At 67.9% G+C, this 23,195-nt stretch carries 21 protein-coding genes; 7 read left to right on the top strand and 14 right to left on the bottom strand.

Annotated elements, in window-relative coordinates:
- Positions 1 to 100: 100 nt before the first annotated feature.
- Positions 101 to 1,096 carry a LysR family transcriptional regulator gene (locus BMW54_RS02495; RefSeq protein WP_254779017.1) on the bottom strand — a complete coding sequence of 332 codons (996 nt, stop codon included), beginning with the start codon at positions 1,094 to 1,096 and terminating at the stop codon, positions 101 to 103.
- A gap of 32 nt (positions 1,097 to 1,128) precedes the next feature.
- On the opposite strand from BMW54_RS02495, the gene BMW54_RS02490 reads away from it, so the two are divergent.
- The gene (locus tag BMW54_RS02490; RefSeq protein WP_090052719.1) at positions 1,129 to 1,674 is read left to right on the top strand and encodes a carboxymuconolactone decarboxylase family protein; all 546 of its coding nucleotides are present in this window, start codon (positions 1,129 to 1,131) and stop codon (positions 1,672 to 1,674) included.
- 18 nt (positions 1,675 to 1,692) lie between these two features.
- Here the strand turns inward: BMW54_RS02490 and BMW54_RS02485 are convergent, their stop codons facing one another.
- The 5 genes from BMW54_RS02485 to BMW54_RS02465 all read right to left on the bottom strand — a co-directional run bounded on the left by BMW54_RS02485 (position 1,693) and on the right by BMW54_RS02465 (position 6,825).
- A complete protein-coding gene (locus BMW54_RS02485) occupies positions 1,693 to 2,616 on the bottom strand; it encodes a helix-turn-helix domain-containing protein (RefSeq protein ID WP_090052717.1) in 924 nt (307 codons plus the stop codon).
- 150 nt (positions 2,617 to 2,766) lie between these two features.
- Positions 2,767 to 3,669: a LysR family transcriptional regulator gene (locus tag BMW54_RS02480; protein WP_090052715.1), complete on the bottom strand. Its 903-nt coding sequence runs from the start codon at positions 3,667 to 3,669 to the stop codon at positions 2,767 to 2,769.
- A 51-nt stretch (positions 3,670 to 3,720) separates the two neighbouring features.
- Positions 3,721 to 4,614 (bottom strand): GMC oxidoreductase, encoded by an 894-nt coding sequence (locus BMW54_RS02475; RefSeq protein WP_175472735.1) that lies wholly within the window; start codon positions 4,612 to 4,614, stop codon positions 3,721 to 3,723.
- A gap of 188 nt (positions 4,615 to 4,802) precedes the next feature.
- Positions 4,803 to 5,771, bottom strand: coding sequence for a helix-turn-helix domain-containing protein (locus tag BMW54_RS02470; RefSeq protein WP_090052711.1), 969 nt, complete (start codon positions 5,769 to 5,771; stop codon positions 4,803 to 4,805).
- Between the two features lie 145 nt (positions 5,772 to 5,916).
- Positions 5,917 to 6,825, bottom strand: coding sequence for a LysR family transcriptional regulator (locus tag BMW54_RS02465; protein WP_217642584.1), 909 nt, complete (start codon positions 6,823 to 6,825; stop codon positions 5,917 to 5,919).
- Positions 6,826 to 6,872: 47 nt separating this feature from the next.
- Between BMW54_RS02465 and BMW54_RS02460 the strand changes: the two genes are divergently transcribed.
- On the top strand, positions 6,873 to 7,295 hold the full coding sequence (locus BMW54_RS02460) for a hypothetical protein (RefSeq protein WP_139206015.1): 423 nt from the start codon (positions 6,873 to 6,875) through the stop codon (positions 7,293 to 7,295).
- A gap of 181 nt (positions 7,296 to 7,476) precedes the next feature.
- On the opposite strand, the gene BMW54_RS02455 is transcribed toward BMW54_RS02460, so the two are convergent.
- Positions 7,477 to 8,667: an MFS transporter gene (locus BMW54_RS02455; protein WP_090052707.1), complete on the bottom strand. Its 1,191-nt coding sequence runs from the start codon at positions 8,665 to 8,667 to the stop codon at positions 7,477 to 7,479.
- A 72-nt stretch (positions 8,668 to 8,739) separates the two neighbouring features.
- Entirely contained in the window at positions 8,740 to 10,119 is a 1,380-nt protein-coding gene (locus tag BMW54_RS02450) for an NAD-dependent succinate-semialdehyde dehydrogenase (protein WP_090052705.1), read from the bottom strand.
- A 124-nt stretch (positions 10,120 to 10,243) separates the two neighbouring features.
- On the opposite strand from BMW54_RS02450, the gene BMW54_RS02445 reads away from it, so the two are divergent.
- Complete coding sequence (locus BMW54_RS02445) at positions 10,244 to 11,128, top strand: LysR substrate-binding domain-containing protein (RefSeq protein ID WP_090052703.1); 885 nt, start codon at positions 10,244 to 10,246, stop codon at positions 11,126 to 11,128.
- Here BMW54_RS02445 and BMW54_RS02440 read toward each other — a convergent pair.
- A complete protein-coding gene (locus BMW54_RS02440) occupies positions 11,100 to 11,978 on the bottom strand; it encodes a LysR family transcriptional regulator (RefSeq protein WP_090052701.1) in 879 nt (292 codons plus the stop codon). The genes BMW54_RS02445 and BMW54_RS02440 overlap by 29 nt on opposite strands.
- 113 nt (positions 11,979 to 12,091) lie before the next feature.
- Between BMW54_RS02440 and BMW54_RS02435 the strand changes: the two genes are divergently transcribed.
- Positions 12,092 to 13,165 (top strand): alkene reductase, encoded by a 1,074-nt coding sequence (locus BMW54_RS02435; RefSeq protein WP_090052699.1) that lies wholly within the window; start codon positions 12,092 to 12,094, stop codon positions 13,163 to 13,165.
- 11 nt (positions 13,166 to 13,176) lie between these two features.
- A complete protein-coding gene (locus BMW54_RS02430; protein WP_090055609.1) occupies positions 13,177 to 13,899 on the top strand; it encodes a pirin family protein in 723 nt (240 codons plus the stop codon).
- A 13-nt stretch (positions 13,900 to 13,912) separates the two neighbouring features.
- Here the strand turns inward: BMW54_RS02430 and BMW54_RS02425 are convergent, their stop codons facing one another.
- From BMW54_RS02425 to BMW54_RS02415, 3 genes are all read right to left on the bottom strand, one after another.
- On the bottom strand, positions 13,913 to 14,296 hold the full coding sequence (locus BMW54_RS02425) for a YidH family protein (protein ID WP_090052697.1): 384 nt from the start codon (positions 14,294 to 14,296) through the stop codon (positions 13,913 to 13,915).
- 137 nt (positions 14,297 to 14,433) lie between these two features.
- Positions 14,434 to 15,345, bottom strand: coding sequence for a pirin family protein (locus BMW54_RS02420; protein WP_090052695.1), 912 nt, complete (start codon positions 15,343 to 15,345; stop codon positions 14,434 to 14,436).
- A 41-nt stretch (positions 15,346 to 15,386) separates the two neighbouring features.
- Positions 15,387 to 15,986: an NADPH-dependent FMN reductase gene (locus BMW54_RS02415; protein ID WP_090052693.1), complete on the bottom strand. Its 600-nt coding sequence runs from the start codon at positions 15,984 to 15,986 to the stop codon at positions 15,387 to 15,389.
- Positions 15,987 to 16,114: 128 nt separating this feature from the next.
- On the opposite strand from BMW54_RS02415, the gene BMW54_RS02410 reads away from it, so the two are divergent.
- On the top strand, positions 16,115 to 17,095 hold the full coding sequence (locus BMW54_RS02410) for a LysR family transcriptional regulator (protein ID WP_254779015.1): 981 nt from the start codon (positions 16,115 to 16,117) through the stop codon (positions 17,093 to 17,095).
- Positions 17,096 to 17,313: 218 nt separating this feature from the next.
- Positions 17,314 to 19,995 carry an excinuclease ABC subunit UvrA gene (locus BMW54_RS02405; RefSeq protein ID WP_090052689.1) on the top strand — a complete coding sequence of 894 codons (2,682 nt, stop codon included), beginning with the start codon at positions 17,314 to 17,316 and terminating at the stop codon, positions 19,993 to 19,995.
- A gap of 799 nt (positions 19,996 to 20,794) precedes the next feature.
- On the opposite strand, the gene BMW54_RS02400 is transcribed toward BMW54_RS02405, so the two are convergent.
- A complete protein-coding gene (locus BMW54_RS02400) occupies positions 20,795 to 21,805 on the bottom strand; it encodes an NAD-dependent epimerase (RefSeq protein ID WP_090052687.1) in 1,011 nt (336 codons plus the stop codon).
- A gap of 14 nt (positions 21,806 to 21,819) precedes the next feature.
- Positions 21,820 to 23,097 (bottom strand): Vi polysaccharide biosynthesis UDP-N-acetylglucosamine C-6 dehydrogenase TviB, encoded by a 1,278-nt coding sequence (tviB, locus tag BMW54_RS02395; protein WP_090052685.1) that lies wholly within the window; start codon positions 23,095 to 23,097, stop codon positions 21,820 to 21,822.
- Between the last annotated feature and the right edge of the window lie 98 nt (positions 23,098 to 23,195).

Below are 23,195 nucleotides of genomic sequence, written 5' to 3'. Positions count from 1 at the left end.
AGGCGGACATTCTTGCCGCGGCGCGGGATCATGGCTTGCACGTTAATCCCAAGTGGAAATCAGCTTTCCAGCCGTTTTCGTGCGTACAGGACGTTTTCCCTCACGCCATGGAGGTCAGGTCGTCGCGCAACTTCGGCACCGCGAAATCCATGAACCGGCGCATCTTGAGCGGCATCTGTCCGCGTGACGCGTGCAGCAGGCTCACCGGTATCGCCTCCGGCTCGAATTCGGTCAGGACGATGCGCAACGCACCTCGACGTACATCGTCGGCAACCTGGTAATGCAGCAGCCGCGCCGCGCCAACGCCGGCGACCGCGGCCTGTACGGCGGCCTCGGTCGTCGAGACACGCAACCTCGGCACTACCGCGACATCGACCGCCCCGAGTCCCTGCGCGGCACGGAAACGCCAGTTGGAAGCGAGCAGGTGCGTTTCGGCTACCACCGTTGGCAGCCCCGACAGGTCTTCCGGCGCTCGCGGTACGCCGTGGCCATCGAACAGGGCCGGGCTTGCGCAGACGACCGTACGCATGGCGCCGATGTTCGTCGCCACCATCCCACTGTCCGGAAGGCGGCCGATGCGGACGGCCATGTCGACGTGCGCGTCGATGAGGTCCACGTTCCGATCCGAAAGGAGCAGCCGAACGTTGATGTCCGGGAACCTGGCCAGGAAATCGTTCACCACGGGCAGTACGTACCGTCGACCGAAGTGCAGGGGCGCCGCCAGCACCAGCTCGCCCTTCGGCGTAAGGAACTCACCCGCCGCCTCGCGCTCCGCGTCGTCGAGCTGCTCGAGGATGCGGCGGGCGGCTGCGACATACGCGTTGCCCGCGTCCGTAAACGTTATCCGTCGGGTGGTACGCAGCAGAAGACGTGCGCCGAGCCGGGCCTCCAGATCGTTGATTCGGCGGCTCAAGGTAGGCAACGGTACCCGCAGGAGTCGCGCCGCGCCGGTAAGCGAACCCGCGTCAGCTACCGCGACGAGCATCGACATGGCCTCGAAACGATCCACTCTTCCAGTTCCCGGCAGGATGTTTACCGATCCTACCGTATTATCGAGGATGTCCCGGCGCTCCATCATGGTCTCCAGCGAGGCCACCAACGGCCGATCGCATTTCCAAGGAGAACGTCATGTCCCGCATCAACATCCCCTCGCTCGACGACGCGCCCATTGCTTCGAGGCCGACGCTCGAAGCCATCAGAAAGCAGCTTGGGGTCGTGCCGAACATATTTCGTCTCGCCGGCAACAGCCCAGTCGCGCTCGCCGCACTCACCGGGCTGCAGGGCACGCTCGCGAAGACATTCGACGTAAAGACTCGCGAACGCATTGCTCTCGCGGTCGCAGAGGTCAACGGCTGCGATTACTGCCTTTCCGCACACACGTACATCGGCCTGAACATGGCGAAGATCGGCCCGGAGGAAATCGCGCTGAACCGTCAGGGTGCGTCGAGCGACCCTGCGGCGAACGCCGCCGTGGCGTTCGCGGCTAAGGTGGCACGGGCCCGTGGCCGCGTGAGCGACGCGGATCTGGCGGAAGTCAGGGCCGCCGGTTTCGCCGACGCTCAGATCGTCGAGGTGATCGCCCTGGTGGCGGAGAACGTGTTCACCAACTTCCTCAACGAGGCGGCGCAGACGGATATCGACTTCCCCGTGGTGCGCCGCGGCGAAGCCGCCTGAGCGACGGGAGCCGGTGATCTACGCATCACCGGCTCCCAGCGAATGACTGCTCCCGCCATCGGCATGGTCGCACGTGGCTTCGCGTCGCCACACCAACGGCGTCGTGCGCACACGCCGCGAGAACGCTCGCGTGAAATGCGTCTGGTCGGAGAATCCGCACGCATAAGCGACTTCGCACAGAGGCAACGTCGTGTCCGCGAGCAGTGTCTTCGCTCTTTCAATTCGTTGGTCGAGCAACCACTGGTACGTGCTCAAGCCGGTCGAGACCTTGAAGAGCCGGCTGAAATAGCTTGGAGAGAGACCGCAAGCGCTGGCGATCTCCGGCAGCGAGACCCGCTCCGAGAGACGGGAAAGCATCAGATCGGTCGCCCGTCGCACCTGCCACGCAGCGAGGCCTTCCTGGCGACGCTGCGCATTCGCGGGGTCGGCCCCTCGGGTGCCGACGAGATGGGCGACGAGCGCACGGACGAGGTGCTCGATCGAGTCGCCGTGCGCATCGATGTCCTTCGCGAGCGAGACGAGCGCGCCGGCCATCTGTACCAGGGGTCGGTCCACGCACGGCAGGCCGGGCGCATCCGCCCAGGCGAGGCCCTTGAGTGCCTTCCCGGTGACATCGACGCAATGCATGACCAGCACTCGACCCGGGGATCCCGTGCCTTCCACTAGCCATGGCCGGTTTCCCGGGCGGAGGCGAACCACTCCGGCGTCGACGTCGTCGTCGCGATCGACGGCACGCACGCGGAATTCCGTCGCTTCGTCCAGGGAGACGAACAGGACCTGGGCGTCCGCGCCCAGCGCGGCCACATGACGAATGACACCCGGCCCCACGCTGAGAACGCCGCCATGGCAGAGCGTTTTGCCAGACGCGTCCACGGTCCAGTCTTCGGGCGGAAAAGTTGCCCCTGAAACGATTGTCGCGTCGATTTCTTCGACGTGTGCCATGCGCTGTCCCGTGATTCACGCCGACTCCGGCGCGAACACGATGGCTGCGCGGGACCGCGTATCGAACGTCCCGATGGTAAGCGCGCTAGGGAGAGGCTATCTATCCGTCGTTTTGAAACGCACCGTTTCAGAATCGTGAAGCATCGCCCTTCACGGACCCGACCGCGTTTCGGTCGAGGACGGGTCGGCCACGTCGTGGGTGCTGAACTCCTCGACCAGCATGTCGAGAAAGGCGACGACCTTGGGCGACCCGCGACGCTGTTCGGGGTAGAGCGCCCATACCTCGATAGGCCGACCGACGCGCTCGCCCCACCGCACGAGGCGGCCTTCGCGGATGTCGTCGCGAACGAGCGACGCGGGAAGGATGGCCGCGCCGAGACCTTCGCGAACGGCGTCCCAGATCATCGGCAACGACGACAGGCACAGCACCTCGCGCGGATGCGTGACGAGGACGCCCTCCTCCGTGTCGATGTGCCACGTGCGCTGCGCACGCGCGGCGCTGAGGAAGATGGCGGGGAACCCCTCGCCGTCCTTCGGCACGGGAATCGAAGGCGCCGCGACGATGACGGCCCGGTCGCGGCGGAGACACCGCCCCGCCAGTTCGGTGTTCGGCTCCGGGTTCGCGCGGATGACGAGGTCGAATCCATCCTTGAACGCGTCCACGAAGCGATCGTCGACGACGATCTCCAGCTGGACGTCCGGATAGCGGCGGGCGAATCGCGCCGCCATCTTGCCGATGCCGCGATGCGCGAACAGCATGGGCGCGCTCACGCGCAGGCTCCCCCTGGGATGTTCGGCCGTCGAGGCGAACTCCGTCGCGATGTCGTCGATGCGATCCAGCATCGCCCGTGTCTCCTCGTGGAAGCGCACACCTTCGTCGGTCAGGCGGAACGGCTTCGCGCCGCGGTCGACGAGGGCGACCTTGAGGAATTCTTCAAGCTCGCGAACGCGGCGCGACAACGAAGCCTTCGGTCGCCCCGTCTTGCGGCTTGCCTCGCTGAAGCCGCCATGCAGGGCGACCACGTTGAAATCGGAAAGCGACTGGAGGTCCATGCGATGCCGGCTCGGGAGATGCGAGCAGTGTCATCCAGGCGATCACGACACTCAAGCGCCCAGCGGGTCGAATACCCGAAGCCCTTCCACACCGTGGACGGATCCGGACGCGTCCGCGATGTCCTCCAGCTCCATCGGGATACGCGGCGACGGCGACGCGGCGGACGCGAGCTGTTCGAGGATCATCGCTTCGAGATGCTCGTCCGATGTGGCGACACCGGGAACCCGCTCTTCCCCCAGCATCGTCGAAAGCTCGCCCTGCCGCGCGAGGGCCCGGGCGAGACGCACGCCCCCGAGCATGCGCTTCCTGTCCCCCGCCGTCGCCAGCAGGTTGTAAGTCACACGCGGCGCGACGCGCGGATCGCGTGAGCGAAGCCGCAGGTAACCGACCGACTCCGGGCGGCTCATCGACACGACCAGCGCGATCGAGCGAAGCGCCGGATCGTCCTGCGCGTTCCCGATATTCAGCGGAAGGAGGGAAAGATCGATGTCCGTGCCGGGCACCGGACAGGCGTAGACCGCGTGGGCCTCGACGTTCCGCTCGTCCTTCCCCCGATGCGGCAACCCGTACACGATGTGGTAACGCGGTTTGACGAGGAGGCGCTCGCCGACGGGGAGGTTGCGGACGACGGGAATGCCGAACTCTTCGAGGCGCGCCGCCGGTCCGATGCCCGATCGAAGCAGGATGGCGGGGCCGAGCATCAGTTCCGCCGAGAGCACGACGTTCGCCGATCGGTGCAGGCGCCCGTCGGCGTCGACGACGCCGGCCACGCGATGGCCATCGAAGACGACGCGATCGGCGGCGACGCGTGTGCGCGCGGCAAGCAGCGAAGGCGGCCCGGCCCCGTCGGCGATCGGCGAAGCCACGTCTCCCGGAGCGCGCCATTCCATGTGTAGCACACGCAGTCCGCGTCCAAGGCCGGCGTGGCGCGCCAGCGTGTCCATGGAGCACGTCCGGCCGACGAGGATGACGTCATATCCCATGCACACCGAGCGAACCCCTGGACGGCCGAACACGTCGGACCCTTGTCACCGGATACTAGGCCGCGCGTCCCGAACGGGCTTGCATTCCCCCGCACTTCTTGACGAAAGCGCCACACCTTCCATGACAAGTGATCGCCGTCACGACGGGCTCAGCACGGAACGTCGAATGGCTCGTCGCATCCGGATGGAGGCACGTGCGCGCCCGCCGGATTGCACGACGCGACGCGGCGCCAGACTCGTGGACTCATCTGCATGCGTCGCGAGAACACGCGCGTGAAATGCGTCTGGTCCGCGAAACCGCAGGCATGCGCCACCTCGACGATGGGCAGGTCCGTCGATGCGAGCAGCACGCGGGCACGAGCGACACGTTGCTCGATGATCCACTGGTGCGTGCTCAGACCCGTGGACTTCTTGAAGAGGCGACCGAAATAGCTCGGCGACAGCCCGCACGATCCGGCGACCTCCGGCAGCGATATCTTCTCGCCGAGGCGAGACCGCATCAGGGCCGTCGCCTTGCGGACCTGCCACGCGGCGAGGCGGTCGGACGTTCCGGTCCCGTCGGGCGCGAAGCGCGCTTGCATCGACGCCAGACCGATCAGGAAGGCGTGGAGCATGTGCTCCATGGCTGCAGAGACGTGGGCCGCCGTGACCGGAGCGAGGGCGACGATACCTCGCGCCAGCGCGAGCAGCGCGGAAGCCGCCTGGGGCATCTCGTCGCGGTCGCGCTCGAAGTCGACGAAGCGCGAACCGGCCGGCGCGCAAAGCGACGTCATGCCCCCTGCTTCGAAGCCCACCGCGAGAAACTGCACGGATTCGTCGATGGGTCGCAACGTCCATTCGCGGGCGCGGTCGCACACGTGGATCGATCCTCGCGACTGGTGCCGATCCACGGCTGCGCCGTTCTCGAGCAGGCAGTAAGCGGGCGTGTCCCGCGGCAGCACGAAGGCCACGAAGGAGCCGGGACGTCGCGGCCATGTCAATCCACCACGATCGTCCCGATCGACGGCGACGACCGCCGCGTCGCAGGCGGAGCCATCGCCAAGGCGCGCCTCCCATGCCCGGAGCACGCACATCGCGGAGACGTGTCCGGACAGGCCTTCCAGTAACGCACTAGCCATTCGGGCCCCTGGGTACTTCCATCGTCGTCGTCACCACGTTGCAAGCGCTTTCACCCGATGGTAAGCGGCTCCGACGACGGTACACCACGCGCATTCGCGGCAACCCGGTTTCCGCCCCATGGAAAGAAGCGGTGGCGACGGGCACTCAACCGCCCCGGCGGTCGAACGACGAGGCTTCTTCCGAGAGCCGAGCGCGCAGCCGTGGCGTGACGAACTCGAGGAAGGCGGCCAGACGCCGCGGCATGCGCTGCAGCCCCTGGTACACGACGTGGACCGGCCAGGCGGGCAACTCGTAGCGTTCAAGGACGATCTCCAGGCCGCCGCGGCGGACCGCGTCGCCAACCTGGTATGAAAGGAGACGGGTGATGCCGAGCCCGGCTTCGGCGGCGTCGAGCGCGGCTTCCGCGGCGCTGACGACCAGACGGGAACGGACCGGCACGCTGCGCGTCGTGCCGCCTTCCATGAACCGCCATGCCTCGGGCGTCGCCAGGTTGTCGAAGGTGACGCAATCGTGGACCGCGAGGTCGTCGGGTACGCGTGGCATGCCACGGCGAGCGAGGTAACGCGGGCTTGCGCAGGTGACGCGGCGCACGCTGCCCACTTCGCTGGCGATGAGCGTGCTGTCCGGAAGGTGGCCGATGCGTATCGCGAGGTCGAGCTGCTTGTCGACGAGCGGGATGACCTTGTCGGACAGCTGAAGGCGCACGTCGACCTCCGGATGCATCTGGAGGAACTCGGCGATCAGCGGGCCAATGTGCGTGCGCCCCATCACGACGGGCGCGGTCATGTAGATCGCCCCCTTGGCCTCGCTGTAGGCACCGGCCGCGGCCTGCTCGGCCTGCCTCAGCAGATCGAGGATGCCGCGGATCGAAGCGACGTAAGCCTCGCCGGCCTCGGTAAGCATCGTACGCCGCGACGACCGGACCAGAAGACGCGCGCCGAGTTGTGCCTCGAGTTCGCTCAGATGACGGCTCACCGTCGCGATCGGGATGTCGAGGTCGCGCGACGCGGCGGAAAGGCTTCCCGTCTCCACCACCTTGAGCAGCAGCTGCATCGATTCGAACCGATCGATGCCGCGGCTCCTGGAAGGCTGGTTTCTGATTGTCATACGGCACGGCCCGGAAAAGTGTGATGAAATGCCGTTGCAGGGTCCCCTGCCGTCAGGACCAAACGATGTCTACCGAGCCGTTCGTCATCGATGCGCTTCGCGCGATCAGTCACGACACCATCGCTCTGGTCCGGCTGTTCGAAGCAGGAAATTACGAAGATGCCGCGCATTGCGCACGGCGCATCGTGACCCTTGCGCACGATGCCCGGTTGATGCGCGTATGGTCTGCGGCGATCGTCGTGCAGACGACGCTCGCCCGGGATGATCGCGCGATGCCGCATCCGGTGGACGCGGGCGTGGTGGGCCTCGTCGAGGAAGTCGAACGCGCATCGGCCGCGCTCGACAGCGATTCGCCTGGCGACGACGGTCCCTCGCCCCTCCATCGGGAGAGCGACCTCCACATCACGTCTTTCTAGGCTTGTGCGCCCTCGCCGGGTGCGTCGATCGACCATGGTTCTCCCCGCAGCGCGGCGCGGCGCAACGCTTTCGCGCCACCGGGCGAACACCCGACGGCTGGACACCGAAGTCTACGGAGCCCTGCCGTCCGCTTTATCGGACGAAGCATCGATAATTGTTCATTCCCGGCGACGGTACCGATCAGTCCGCCGCCGACCGGTCGCCCGCGTTGCGCCAGGCGACGACGAGCGCGATGGCGCTGAGCAGGCAGAGCAGCACGCACACGGCCGTCCAGCCATCGAGGCGCCAGGCCTGGATGCCAAGCGTGGTTCCCAGCGCGCCGCCCGTGAAGAACGTCGCGATGTATACCGTGTTGATCCGGCTGTTGGCCAACGGATCCAGCGCGTAGACCTGCGCGAGGCTGCTGACCTGCGTCGCCTGCACGCCGACGTCGATGACGACCGTCGCGAGCGCGAGGAGCCAGACGGATGACGCCCCGGCCGCCGCGAGCAGCGTGCCGACGAGCAGGACGCCGAGCGTGACGAGCTGCATGCGCGACGGCTTCAGCCGGTCGGAGAGCTTTCCGGCCAGCGGCGAAACGGCCGCGCCGAGCACGGCCGCGATGCCGAAGAGGCCGATCTGCCGCGTATCGAAGCCGAACGCGCCGCGCAGTTCGAACGTCAGCGTCGTCCAGTAGGCGCAGAAGACGCCGAAGGTCAGCGCACCGAGCAGCGACACCCGGCGCAGCGTCGCGAACCGCCCCCACTGGGCGGCCGTCGACGCGAGCAGCCTGAGGTACGGCGGCCCATGGCGGACGCCCTCGGACGGCACCATCGCGGCGGTCAGGCACGCGACGCCCGCGGCGGCGACCGCCGAGAGATCGAAGATGGCACGCCATCCCCACGATGCCGCCACCAGTCCGGCGACGATCCGCGCGGAAAGGATGCCCGTGAGCGTGCCCGTGAAGACCTGGCTGACCACGTGCCCCCGCCGTTCCGGCGGAGCGAGCGTCGCCGCGAGCGGCACGATCACCTGCACGGCGGTGGCGCAGACGCCCGTGAGGAACGCGGCGACGTAGACGGCGAGAAGGGTCGGCGCGACGCCGAGCGCGAGCAAGGCGACGCAGAGCATCGCTTCCAGCGCGATGACCAGCCGCTTGCGATCGATCAGGTCGCCGAGCGGCGCGACGAACACGAGGCCGATCGCGAACCCGGCCTGCGAAAGGATGGGCACGACGCCCGCCTGCGCGCCGGTCACGTGAAGTGACGCCGCCATGTCGCCGAGGATCGGCTGGCTGTAGTAGAGGTTCGCGACGGTCGTGCCGGTGGCGACCGCCATGCTCGCGACCTGCGCACGCGTGAGCGTGCCGGCGATCGACGGGATCGTGGACATGGGAATCCTGAAGACGAAAGCGCCGTCGCGCGGTGACCCGGACGACGGCGCGGGAGGGGGGAACGGGCGACGTTACTTGTCGAGGCCCGCCATCAGCGTGTACTTGACGCTCACGTATTCCTGGATGCCGTAATAGCTGCCTTCGCGTCCGTAGCCCGACTGCTTCACGCCACCGAACGGCACCGATTCCGTGCCGACCGAACCGCTGTTGAGGATCACCATGCCGGCCTTGATGTCGCGCGACATCCGGAACGCGCGGCCGAGGTTCGGCGTGAAGGCATAGGCGACGAGGCCGTACTCGCTGTCGTTGGCGCGCCTGACCACTTCCTCTTCGGTCGTGAACCGGTAAAGCGGCAGCACGGGTCCGAAGATTTCCGTGGTGCGCACCTGCGCATCGTCCGGAACGTTGGTCAGGATGGTCGGCTTGTAGAACAGCGAATCCGGCCTGGCCAGCTCACCGCCCGACAGCACCGTCGCACCGTGCTTCACCGCGTCGGCGACCAGCGCATCCACCTTGTTGACCGCCGACTGGTTGATCAGCGGACCGACCACGAAGTCTTCCTGCAGGCCCTGCTCCACGCGGATCCGCTCGATGGCCACCTTGAGCTTCGCGGCGAACGTGTCGTAGATCGCGTCCTGCACGTACACGCGGTTCGGCGAGATGCATACCTGGCCCGAGTTGCGCAGCTTCGCGGCGACCAGTCCGGCGACCGCGTCGTCGACGTCGACATCGTCGAAGACGATGAACGGCGCGTTGCCACCCAGCTCCATGGTCATCTTCTTCAGCGTGTCGGCGCTGTTGCGCGCGAGCAGCTTGCCCACGTTGGTCGAGCCGGTGAACGAGATCTTCTGGATGCGCGGGTCGCTGGTGAACGCCTCGCCGATCGTCTTCGGATCGCCCGTCACCATTTCGAACACGCCCTCCGGAATGCCGGCCTCGCGGGCGTATTCCAGCAGCTTGTACGCGGTGAGCGGCGTTTCTTCCGACGGCTTGATGATCATCGTGCAGCCGGCGGCCAGCGCCGTCGCGATCTTGCGGGTGACCATCATGAAGGGGAAGTTCCAGGGCGTGATCGCCGCGGTGGGGCCCACGGGCTCCTTCGTGACTATGACCTGGGCGTTATGCGCGTGGGTCGGGATGGTGTCGCCGTAGACGCGCTTGGCCTCCTCCGCGTACCACTCGATGAAGCCCAGGCCGTAGGCGATCTCGCCAAGGGCCTCGCTGAGGCACTTGCCGTTTTCCTTCACCATCAGCTCGGCGAACGCGCGGCGATCGGCGCTCACCAGTTCGAACCAGCGGCGCAGCTTCGCGCCGCGCTCCTTGGCCAGCAGGCGCGACCACGCCGGGAAGGCGTCGCAGGTGCGGTCCACGGCGGCCAGCACCTCGGCCGTGGTCATTTCGGGGGCTTCGCCGACGACGCTGCCGTCGGCCGGGTTGTAGACCTTGATCATGTGAAGACTCCTCGACAGGGGGGATATCGACCGCGGATTCGCGGCATGGGAGAGAGTCTCCACCTCGACAGCGGGGAGGACTATCGACTATTTTTGGTCAATCGTTGAGTTTATGGAAAGTGTCATGCGCCCGCTTCCGCCCCTCACCGCGCTGGTCGCGTTCGAAGCCGTCGCCCGGACGGGCGCGGTCGGTGCCGCGGCCGACGAGCTGTTCGTCACGCCCGGCGCCATCAGCCGGCAGCTCAAGGTGCTCGACGAGTTCTTCGAGACCAACCTGTTCGAACGGCAAGGCCGCGGTCTCGCGCTGTCCCCGAGCGGCGCGGCGTATTTCCAGCGCGTGGCCGGTCACATCGAAGGCCTGCGCAACGCGACGGCGGCCATGCTCCGCGACGGCACCCGCACCATCCTCCGCCTGCACTCGTACACCACGTTCGCGACGCGCTGGCTCATTCCTCGTCTGAGCGAATTCCAGGTGACGCATCCGCAGATCGAGATCCGCCTGACGACGTCGTCCGAGTGGACTCCCGGCAACGACGTCGACGCCTCCATCCGGCTCGGCGACGGACACTGGCCCGGCCACGAAGCGACGCCCCTCGTGAGCAACGTGCTCGTGGCGGTCTGCTCGCCGTCGCTCGTGCAGCGCAGCCGCCCGGTCGACGCGAACTGGCTCGCCGAGCAGACGCTGCTGCGCGTCACGGCGCGACCGGACGACTGGGATACCTGGTGCGCGGCCGCCGGTGTCGATCCATCGCACATGGCACGTCGGCGCGACTTCGAGAGTTCGGCCATCGCGTACGAGGCGGCCCAGGCGGGGCTCGGCGTGGTGGTCGCGCAGGAGATCCTCGTCGACGCGGAACTCGCCTCCGGCAAGCTGATCGCTCCGTTCGACGTGCGCGTGGACAAGGGCGACGAGACTTACTACCTCGTCGTCGAACAATCGCGCCGGCAGCGCCCGGCGCTCGTGCAGCTGCGCCAGGCGCTCAGCGAGCCGCCAGCCGTTCCTTCATGAAATCGATGAAACGCTGCGTCTTCGCCGGAACCAGGCGCGTCTCGGTCATCGCGTACACGGAAATGGGGCTGCCGTTCCACCCCGGCAGGATGCGACGCAACTTGCCCTGGGCCACTTCGTCGGCGACGACCTGCTCCGTCATGAGCACGATGCCCTGGTCGAGCGACGCGAGCCGTTTCATCATGCCGATGCTGTTCGCGTAGAAGCGTCCTCCGATCGGAAGATCCACCACGCGTCCTTCGCCGTGCAATTGCCACTGACCGTTGCGGGCGATGCAGAAGCACTCGTGGTGCAGCAGTTCCTCGGGCGTCGACGGTTCGCCGGAGCGCTCGAGATACCGGGGCGATGCGAAGAGATACGGCGTGAGCGTGGCGAGCTTGCGCGCGACGAGGCTGGAGTCGGCGGACTCGCCCATCCGGATCGCCAGGTCGTAGGGCTCGCTCACGAGGTCGACCCGCCGGGGCGTGAGGTCGAAGTCGAACGTGAGTCCCGGATAGATGCCCGCGAACTCCGCGATCAGCGGCGCGAGGAACGTCAGTGCGAAATCCACCGAAAGCGATACACGAAGGACGCCCGTGGGCTGCGCCAGCATGTCGCCGAGCTGTTCGTGCGCGAGGCGCGCCTCGTCGACGATGCGCTTGCTGCGCTCGTAGTACAGCTGCCCCGCTTCGGTGAGTTCGATGCGCCGGGTGGTCCGGTGGAGGAGGCGCAGGCCGATGGACTTTTCCAGGTCGGTGATACGGCGCGAGAGCGTGGAGTTGGGTATGCCCGTCGCCTCGGCGGCCTTGCGGAAGCCCTTCGCTTTGACGACTTCGACGAACAGCGCCATTTCCCGTAGGTAATCGTCCACGACCGTTCCACCAATGGATCAATTTGATCCAGATTACCATCTTTATCCCGCCCGCGAGGCAGCCCAATCTTTGCGTCAAGAGCGGCGGGGTGGTCCCGCCCGAGGATGCTGCGATGAACACCCTGTTTGAAACGGTCCGCCTGGGTCGCCTGACGCTTTCCAACCGCTTCGTCATGGCTCCCATGACCCGCTCGCGCGCGCAGACCAACGGCAGCCCGGGCACCAGCTCGGCCACCTACTACGGCCAGCGCGCCAGCGTCGGCCTGATCATCACCGAAGGCACGCAGCCGTCCGAGGCCGGCCAGGGCTACCTGACCACGCCGGGCATCCATGACGAGGTGCAGGTGGAAGGCTGGAAGGAGACCATCGACGCGGTGCACGCGAAGGGCGGCCACATCTTCATGCAGCTGATGCACGCCGGGCGCATGTCGCATCCGGACAACACGCCCCACGGCACGCAGGGCGTCGCCCCGTCGGCGATCGCACCGGGCGCGCAGATGTTCACGCGCAGCGGCATGCAGGACATCCCGGCACCCCGCGCGCTGACCACGGCGGAGATCGCGCAGACGGTCCAGGATTTCCGTCACGCCGCGCGGCTCGCCATCGAGGCGGGCGCGGACGGCGTCGAGATCCACGGCGCCAACGCGTATCTCGTGCAGCAGTTCTTCGCTCCCAGCGCGAACCAGCGCACCGACGCGTACGGCGGCTCGATCGAGAATCGTGCGCGCTTCGCGCTCGAAGTCGCCCGCGCCATCGTCGACGAGATCGGCGCGGACCGCACCGCGATCCGCCTGTCGCCGGGGCTCACGCACTACGGCATCGACGAGGGTCCGGAGGGCAAGGACCTCTACCGCTACCTCGTCACCGAACTCGACACCCTCGGCCTCGCCTACGTGCATCTGCTGCATCTTGGCGACGACGCGTTCCTGCGCGAGGTACGCGGGATGTGGAACAGCCGCCTCATCGTGAACCGCCCGGGCCGCCCGCGCGATGCCATCGGGTCCGATGTCGCCGCGGGCCTGGCGGACATGGAATCGTACGGCCAGATGGTGCTCGCCAACCCGGACTTCGTCGAACGCATCCGCACCGGCGCGCCGCTGAACGAAGCCCGTCGCGAGTTCTATTACGGCGGCGGCGACGAGGGCTACATCGACTACGCGCCGCTGTCCGCCGACGAAATCGCCTGACGGTGACCGCGATGAACCTCCTGAAGCTGCATCGCATGAACTTCGGTTCGCACTTCCGGGCCACCACGCTACGTGGTGCGCCCGGCGAGCTGGGCCCCTTCCTCGGCGTCGACCACGCCTGGATGAGCGCGCCTACGTTCCCGCCGCACATGCACCAGCACATGTCCGCCGTGTCGTACGTGTTCCTCGATTCCGAGTCCGGCGTGCAGAACCGGGACAGCCTCGGCACCGAGAACCTCATCCGGCCCGGCGGCCTGCACTGGACCACCGCCGGCCGCGGCATCACGCACGACGAGGTACCGGCCGTCGAAGGCAAGACCGTGCACTCGCTGCAGATCTTCGTGGACCTCGCGCCGGCGGATCGGAACATGCCCGCGGCCGCGCTGTCGCTCGAACCCGAGGACGTGCCGACCGTGCTCAAGCCCGGCGTGCGCGTCCGGGTGCCGCTCGGCGGCTACGAGAACGTGCGTTCGCCACTCGCGCCGCCGACGGACGTGACCATGCTCGACGTCTGCCTGAAGCCCGGCGCGGAATGGACGATGCCGGTCGCCGCGGGCCGGGCCCTCTTCGTTTTGCCGATCTACGGAGCGATCACGGTGGACGGCGTGGCGATGGACGCCAACGGCATGACCGCGCCACGCTGGCGGCCCTCCGAGGCCTCACGCACCGTCACCGTGCGCGCCGGTGACGCGCGTGCGCTGGCGGTGTTCTTCTCGGGCCCGCCGGTGCACTGATCGCGTGCGCCCGTCAGGCGATCGCGATCAGCTGCTGCGCCACGTAGCCGACGAGGAAGATCGCCACGATCACGACGAGCGTGGCGAGTACACCCTCCGGCGCGGCGCCCGAGTACTCGTGCAGCTCCTCTTCCGCGATCAGCTGACGGTTGCGGCGGTAGCGACGCGTCGCGAGCAGCGTCATCAGCGCGCCGACGAGGATCAGGCCAAGGCCGACCAGTTCGGACAGGCGGACGTGCAGCGCCGGCACGGCGTGCGCACGCTCCGCCGCGGCGAACGCCAGGAACAGGTCGAACCGTTCGATCAGGAAGCCGAAGGCCATGACGGCGATCGCCGTGCGCACCCAGGCAAGATAGGTACGCTCGTTGGCCGAGTGGTCGGTGAATCGTGGGATCAAGGCGGGCCTCCGCGGGACGATGGCGTCGAGCCTGCTCGCGGTGGCACGTTCACGCAATACCCCGGGCAGCCGAACGCACGAGGTCTGACACGGTGAGCGGGCATCCTGTTCCTTTTCCAGACCGACGTGCGGGTGTTTCAGCCGCGGAACACCGGCGTGGAGCCGGATGCGCGGGTGCGGTCGCCTTCGCGCTCGAGGGCCAGGCGGAGCGTCTCGATGTTCCGTTCGCCGGTGCGCAGGGCCTCCGTCGTCGTGTGCACCGAGTAGTACCCAAGGTGGAGGTCGTGAGGGTGCGGGATCGCCGAGCCGAGCACGAACGTCGCACCCTCGACGCCACCCGCCAGCTCGATCGCGCCGTCGGTCGAATCGAAGATCAGCAGCTCGCCGTTCGCAGCGGCAGACGGCCCCACGAGGCTACCCGCCGACATGGCGAGCCAACCCACGGTATGGCCGAGCGGCGGCCGGTACGTCCACGACTCGTCCGGCGCGAGCGTGACCAGCAGGTAATTGACGCCTGCCGGTGCCCTGACCGGGCTTTGCACGCCGTCGTACCTGCCGACGATCACGTGCGCGGGTCCCGCCCGGTGCATGTCCTTCGCTTCGACGTACTGGCTGTCGACCTCGGCCAGCTCGAGTTCGGGCGGAAGCGAGAGCCAGAGCTGGAAACCGTGGATGCGCTGCGACCGGCCCGACGAGAGCTCCTTGCCGTGCCAGACGCCGCCGCCGGCACGCATCCACTCCACCCCGCCGTAGTCGAGGTACCCGCTGCCGGCGTCGGGATCGTCGAAGCGCACGTCGCCCCGGGTGAAGACGGTGACCGTGCCGATCCCCGAGTGCGGATGCATGCCGCCACGCTCGGCGAACTCGCTCATGACCCCGCCGAAGCTGTCGAGGAAGACGAACGGCTTGAGATGCTCCCCGAGGTCGCCCGGGCTGATGAGTCGGAAAATCTCGCCGTGGCCACGTCCGCGCGTGCGCATGACGACCTTGCGAAGCGCGGTGCCTGCGACGGCGCGCGTCGCGCGGAGCCTGCTGTCGGTGGTGATCATGGGGCGTTTCTCGTGTTCGTTCACGCTAGTGGGCGGTACGGTCAGGCGGTCACGGCACGAGCGACCATCGTCGCGCGCGCCCACCAGGCAAGCTCATCGAGCGCGACGGTGGCGGACGGCAGCAGGCTCGGCTCGATGGTTTCGATCGGCTGGTTGCCGACGGCCGGAAAGATCGTGAAGAAGTCGCTGCCGCCGATGTGGACGGCCGCATGCGTGGACACCATCTGCAGCTCGATCCCGACGAGGCGGAGGTGCTCGATGGCGCGCGCCGCGCCCACCCCGCCATAACCGATCGCGGTGAACGGCTTGTGGTTCCACTCCGAGTAAGCCTGGTCGAGCGCGTTCTTCAGCGCGCCCGTCATCGAGTGGTTGTATTCGGCGACCACGAAGATGAAGCCGTCGAAGCGAGCGATGGTCTCCTGCCAGCGCACGGCCTCGGGGCTCGTGCTCGGCACGTACGCATTCGACGCGAATTCGTCGAAGAACGGCAGGTGGAAGTCGCGCAGGTCGACGAGTTCGACATCCATGTCGTCACGTGCGCGCGCCTGGCGCAGCATCCATTGGGCCGGCACGTCCGCGAAGCGCGATGCGCGGGTGGAGCCGATGATGAGGGCGATGCGGGGCTTGGCGGTGTCCGACATGGGAGGTTCCTCGAAGGCGATGAAGCCCGGCGGTTCCGGGCGGGTCGAGAACGAAGATGGACCACCCGCCGGGCCCACACTAGCCGCCGGTTTTGGCATTCTGTGTCGCGAAATGAGGAACACCCTCGGTGGCGGCCGATACGGTTTTGCCCGACACCTCCCGCGCCACGCCGTTCGTGCAAGACAGTCCGCCGGCAAGGCGCTATGGTCGTACCTCCTTCCGGGACAGGATCGCCATGGAGATCGAGGATCTTCGGACGTTCGTCGAGATCGCCAACGCGGGCGGCGTGAACTCTGCCGCCCGCCGGCTGGGCCTTGCCAAATCCATCGTCAGCCGCAGGCTGCTCCGTGTCGAGGAAACGCTCGGCGTGCAGCTGCTCGCGCGGACGACGCGAGGCGCCGCGCTGACCGAGGCGGGCTCGTCATTCAAGGAACACGCGGCAAACGTCTGCGCGATCATCGACGGGGCGCGCGAAGAGTTGTCGCCGGACGGCCTGCTGCATGGCCTGCTTCGCATCGCCGCCCCGGCCTCGTTCGCCGCGCAGCTCGCACCCACACTTGCCGAACTCGCGCGTCGGCATCCGGCGCTACAGGTGCACACGCGTTTCAACGATCGCTACGTGGACCTCGTAACCGAGGGCTTCGACTGCGGCGTTCGTGTCGGCTATCTGGCCGACTCCAGCCTCGTCGCTCGCAAGGTGGGCGAAGTGCCGGTACGACTCTATGCCAGCCCGGACTACCTCGCGTCGCACGGTGAGCCCGAGGGCCCTTGGGCGGTCGCGAAGCACGCCGCGATCACGCCCGGTACCGATGCCTGGCATTTCCAGCGCGACGACGCGACCTACACCGTTCATCCGCAAGGGCGCTTCAAGGCGGACAGCGCGTTCGCGCTCGCCGAGGCCGCCGCGGCCGGCGTGGGCATCACCGCGCTGGGCGACATCGTCGTGGCGCCGTACCTCGCGAGTGGCGCGCTGAGGCCGATCATGACCGCGTATACCCTGCCCCCGGTCGGTATCTTCGTCGTACGCCCTCAGGCCCAGCATCTGGCCCGCAAGGTCAGGGTGTTCATCGACCTGATGGTCGAACAATTCGCCGAACCGGCGGGCTAAGCGGAACCGTCGCGGCCTGGAACTCCTCGCAAAAGGCGATCGCGGCCAGGTCCGCTCCAACAGGCATCGGGCCGTTGGAGCGGACCTGGCCGCGACAGCTTCTCGCCGGGCGCATCAGGCCCTGCGGCTCACGGCTCCAACGGCGTCGCGGCCGGGTCCGCTCCCACTGAGGATCGCTCGACACGGCCCATGCACCCCCCGCGCGGGATAATGGCGGCATGAAGAAGCGAAACGACGGGATGGACGCCATGGCGAACCAGGGTTTCGTCCGGGTTCGCGGTGCGCGGGAGCACAACCTCAAGGACATCGACGTCGCGATGCCGCGCGACGCCCTCGTCGTGTTTTCCGGTGTCTCCGGCTCGGGTAAATCGTCGCTGGCGTTCGGCACGCTGTACGCCGAGGCGCAGCGCCGCTACTTCGAATCGGTGGCGCCGTATGCCAGACGGCTGATCGACCAGGTCGGCGTCCCCGACGTGGACGACATCGAGGGGCTTCCGCCCGCGGTCGCGTTGCAACAGCAGCGCGGCACGCCGGGCACGCGCTCGTCGGTCGGCAGCGTCACCACGCTGTCGAGCCTCGTACGGATGCTCTACTCGCGTGCCGGCAGCTACCCGCCGGGGCAGCCGATGCTGTACGCCGAGGATTTCTCGCCCAACACCCCGCAGGGCGCCTGTCCGCACTGTCATGGCCTCGGCAAGGTCTACGAGGTGACGGAGAAGACCATGGTGCCGGATCCGTCGCTGACGATCCGCGAGCGCGCCATCGCCTCATGGCCGCCCGCGTGGCACGGGCAGAACCTGCGCGACATCCTGGTCACGCTCGGCTACGACGTCGATGTCCCTTGGCGCGACCTGCCGAAGAAACAACGCGACTGGATCCTGTTCACCGAGGAACAGCCCGTGGTACCGGTCTATGCGGGCTTCACGCCGGCCGAGACGCGCGCGGCGCTCAAGCGCAGGACGGAGCCCAGCTACATGGGCACCTACACGGGCGCGCGGCGCTACGTGCTGCACACGTTCGCCACCACGCAGAGTCCGCTGATGAAGAAGCGGGTGTCGCGCTACATGGTCGGCAGCGTGTGTCCCGTCTGCGGTGGCAAGCGGCTCAAGCGCGAAGCGCTCTCGGTGACCTTCGCAGGCGTCGACATCGGCACCCTCGCCGCGATGTCGTTCGACGAGCTGGCCACGACGTTGCGCCCGGCGGCCGAGGGACGATTCGAGGACGCAGGCACCGCGACGACGCGCAGCCGCGCCGCGGGCAAGGCGGCGACGGCGAAGCGCGTGGCGGGCGGCGGTGCGTCGCACGAAGGTTCCTCGGACGTGCGCCGGACCCCGAATCTCTCGGCGGAAAAACGCATCGCCGCGCAGCGCATCGCACAGGACCTCGTCGCACGCGTCGGCACCCTGCAGGCGCTGGGACTCGGCTACCTCTCGATGGACCGGAGCAGTCCCACCCTTTCGCCGGGAGAACTGCAGCGCCTGCGCCTCGCGACGCAGATTCGCTCCAACCTCTTCGGCGTGGTCTACGTGCTCGACGAGCCGTCGGCGGGGCTGCATCCTGCCGATGGCGAAGCGCTGCTCGCCGCGCTGGAACAGCTCAAGCGTTCGGGCAACACGATCTTCGTGGTCGAGCACGATCTCGACGTGATGCGCCGTGCGGACTGGCTGATCGACGTCGGCCCCGACGCGGGCGAACGTGGCGGCGAGATCCTGTACAGCGGCCCGCCCGAGGGACTCGCGAAGGTACACGGATCGCATACCGCGCGCTATCTGTTCGGCGGGCACAGCGTCGCATCGCGTACGCTCCGGACGCCGCGCGGCTGGCTCGAACTGCGCGGCATCACGCGCAACAATCTCTCGAACCTCGATGTCGCCTTCCCGCTGGGAACGTTCACGGCCGTCACGGGCATCTCGGGCTCGGGCAAATCGAGCCTCGTCAGCCAGGCGCTCGTCGAGCTGCTCGGCGAACATCTCGGCCATGAGCCTTCCCGTCCCGACGACGAGGACGAGGAACCGAGCGTCCTCACCCCTGGCGGCGGCCACATCCACGCCGGTGCCGAAGCGATCACGCGTCTGGTGCAGGTCGACCAGCGACCCATCGGGCGCACGCCCCGCTCCAACCTCGCGACGTACACCGGTCTGTTTGACCAAGTACGCAAGCTGTTCGCGAGCACCAAAGCGGCGAAGGCGAAGCGTTACGACGCGGGGCGCTTCTCTTTCAACGTCGCCAAGGGGCGCTGTGAAACCTGTGAAGGCGAGGGCTTCGTCAGCGTCGAGCTGCTCTTCATGCCGAGCGTGTACGCGCCCTGCCCCACCTGTCACGGCGCGCGCTACAACGAACAGACGCTGAAGATCGTCTGGAACGGCAAGAACATCGCCGAGGTCCTGCGTCTGACCGTCGAGGAGGCCTGTGAATTCTTCGCCGACGAGGCGGCCGTGCTGAAGCCCCTCCTGCTCCTGCGCGACATCGGACTCGGCTACCTGCGCCTCGGACAGCCCGCGACGGAGCTATCCGGCGGCGAGGCGCAGCGCATCAAGCTGGCGACCGAACTGCAGCGCACGCAGCGCGGCAGCAACTTCTACGTGCTCGACGAGCCGACGACAGGCCTGCACCCTTCGGACGTCGACAAGCTGGTGACGCAACTGCAGGGGCTGGTCGACGCCGGCAACACCGTCGTCGTCGTCGAACACGAGATGCGTGTGGTGGCGGGCAGCGACTGGGTCATCGATGTCGGACCCGGCGCGGGCGCGGCGGGCGGCCGGATCGTCGCGTCGGGTCCGCCGACCGAGGTGGCCGCGGCGGCGGATAGCCGCACGGCCCCGTACCTTGCGCGGGAGGTCTCCCGCGGTGGGAGCGGGCCTGGCCGCGATGCCGTTGGAGCCGGGCGCATCGGGACCTGAGCGCCCCGCGAAAAGCTGTCGCGGCCGGGTCCGCTCCCACACGGCACCGAGGCCTGTTGGAGCGGACCTGGTGGCGACGCCGTTGGAGCCGTGAGCCGCAGGGCCTGATGCGTCCGGCGAAAAGCTGTCGCGGCCGGGTCGGCTCCCACACGCTACCTGTTGGAGCGGACCTGGCCGCGACGCCGTTGGGGCCGTGAGCCGCAGGGCCTGATGCGTCCGGCGAAAAGCTGTCGCGGCCGGGTCCGCTCCCACACGCTACCTGTTGGAGCGGACCTGGCCGCGACGCCGTTGGAGCCGTGAGCCGCAGGGCCTGATGCGCCCGGCGAAAAGCTGTCGCGGCCGGGTCCGCTCCCACAAGCGGCCGCTGCCTGTTGGAGCGGACCTGGCCGCGACGCCGTTGAGGCCCTGAGCCGCAGGGCCTGATGCGTCCGGCGAAAAGCTGTCGCGGCCGGGTCCGCTCCCACAAGCGGCCGATGCCTGTTGGAGCGGACCTGGCCGCGACGCCGTTGGGGCCGTGAGCCGCGGGGCCTGATGCGCCCCGCGAAAAGCTGTCGCGGCCGGGTCCGCTCCCACAAGCGGCCGATGCCTGTTGGAGCGGACCTGGCCGCGACGCCGTTGGGGCCGTGAGCCGCGGGGCCTGATGCGCCCCGCGAAAAGCTGTCGCGGCCGGGTCCGCTCCCACAAGCGGCCGATGCCTGTTGGAGCGGACCTGGCCGCGACGCCGTTGGGGCCGTGGGCCGCAGGGCCTGTCGCCCCTGGCGAGAACTGTCGCGGCCGGATCCCACCGAAGGATGCCGGGTCAGGCCTTGTAGTAATCGCGGTACCAGCGGACGAAGCGGTCGACGCCCTCTTCCACCGACACCTGCGGCGCGTAGTCGATCGCACGTTGCAGCTCGCTCACGTCGGCCGCCGTGTCGGGCACGTCGCCGGGCTGCAGCGGGAGCATCTCCAGGATCGCCTCGCGGCCGAGACACTGCTCCAGCCGACGGATGTAGTCGAGCAGCTCGACCGGCTGCTCGTTGCCGATGTTGTAGAGCCGGAACGGCGCCACGCCGCTGGACGACGGATCGGGCGAGGCGCCGTTCCAGTCGGTGTCGACGGTCGGCGGCCGATCGAGGCAGCGGATGACGCCTTCGACGATGTCGTCGACGTAGGTGAAGCTGCGCCGATGCCGGCCGTGGTTGAACACGCGTAGCGGTTCGCCGGCGAGGATCGCGCGGGTGAACAGGAACAGCGCCATGTCGGGACGTCCCCACGGCCCATATACCGTGAAGAAACGCAGGCCGGTGCTCGGGATGCCGTAGAGGTGCGCGTAGCTGTGCACCATCTGCTCGTTGGCTTTCTTCGTCGCGGCGTACAGCGTCAGCGGATGCTCGGCCGAATCGTGCTCCGAGAACGGCATCGTGCGGTTGGCGCCATAGACCGAACTCGTCGACGCGAACACGAGGTGTTCGACGCCGAGGTCGCGGCAGCCTTCGAGCACGTGCAGGAAGCCGGTGACGTTGCTCGACACGTAGACGTGCGGATTCTGCGCGGCGTAACGCACGCCCGCCTGCGCCGCGAGGTGCACCACCCGTCGCGGCTGGTGCGTCGCGAACACCCGGGCGACGGCCTCGCGGTCGGCAAGGTCGGCATGCACGTGGGTGTAGCGCGGATGATCGCGGAAACGGTCGAGGCGCGCCTGCTTCAGCGTCACGTCGTAGTAGTCGTTGAGGTTGTCGAGGCCGATCACCTCGTCGCCCCGCTCGAGCAGCCGCATGGCCACGTGCGACCCGATGAAGCCCGCCGTGCCGGTGACCAGTACCTTCATCGATCCGCTCCGCTTCAGAGTCTGCCGTCCACCGCGTCGCGCGGCAGCACGTATTTGACGTCGTAGATGACCGCGCCCGGCTTGCCGAAGGCGCGGATGCCCTCGGCGCCCAGCGCGTGGAACTGCCGGTGCGCCACGGCCACGACGATGGCGTCGTACGCGCCGGCGTCCGGCGCCGCGACGGTGCGCAGGCCGTACTCGTGCTCGGCCTCCGCGGCATCCACCCAGGGATCGTGGACGTCGATCGTCGCGTTATAGGTTTTCAGCGACGCGATGATGTCGACGACACGCGTGTTGCGCAGGTCGGGGCAGTTTTCCTTGAAGGCCAGGCCCAGCACGAGCACGCGCGCGCCAACGGGGTTGAGCCCCTTGCAGACCATCAGGCGGATCAGCTCACCCGCGATGTACGGACCCATGCCGTCGTTGGTGCGACGACCGGCGAGGATGACGTCCGGATGGTGGCCAACCTCCTGCGCCTTGTGCGTGAGGTAATACGGATCGACGCCGATGCAATGGCCGCCGACGAGCCCCGGTCGGAACGGGAGGAAATTCCACTTCGTGCCCGCGGCTTCCAGCACTTCCAGCGTGTCGATACCAAGCTTGTTGAACAGGATCGCCAGATCGTTGACCAGCGCGATGTTGAGGTCGCGCTGCGTGTTCTCGATGACCTTGGCGGCCTCGGCGACCTTGATGGCGCTCGCCTTATACGTGCCCGCGTCGATGATGCTGGCGTAGAGGCCGTCGACGAACTCCGCGGTCGCCGGCGTCGATCCAGACGTGACCTTGCGGATCGTCGTGACGCGATGCTGCCGGTCGCCCGGGTTGATGCGTTCGGGGCTGTAGCCGACGAAGAAATCCTCGTTGAACACGAGACCCGACTCGCGTTCGAGGATCGGGACACAGACCTCTTCGGTGCACCCGGGATAGACCGTGGATTCGTAGACGACCACGTCACCACGCTTGAGCACTTTCCCCAGCGTCTCGCTGGCACGCGTCAGCGGCGTCAGATCGGGGCGCTTCGCCCGGTCGATCGGGGTGGGCACGGTGACGATGTAGACCGTGCACTCGCGCAACGCGTCCAGGTCGCTGGCGTAGGTCAGCCGGGCCGCGGCGTCGAGCGCGACCTTGTCCACCTCCAGGGTGCGATCGGTGCCGGCACGCAGCTCCTCCACGCGGGAGGCGTCGATGTCGAACCCAAGGGTCGGATAGCGCTTGCCGAACTCGACGGCCAGCGGGAGCCCGACGTATCCGAGGCCGATCACCCCGACCCTTACCTTGTCCAGCTGCTGCATCGGGCATCCGTTGGCGAAAACGGCGCGACCGGGCTCGAACCCGGCATGGCCGTGGAGCCCGGAAGCCTAGCGGATCGTCCGTGCGGCGCGCCAGCGCC

This window comes from Luteibacter sp. 329MFSha (genome assembly GCF_900111665.1).
Classification (GTDB): Bacteria; Pseudomonadota; Gammaproteobacteria; order Xanthomonadales; family Rhodanobacteraceae; genus Luteibacter.
This window is presented reverse-complemented; position numbering and strand designations above follow the sequence as displayed.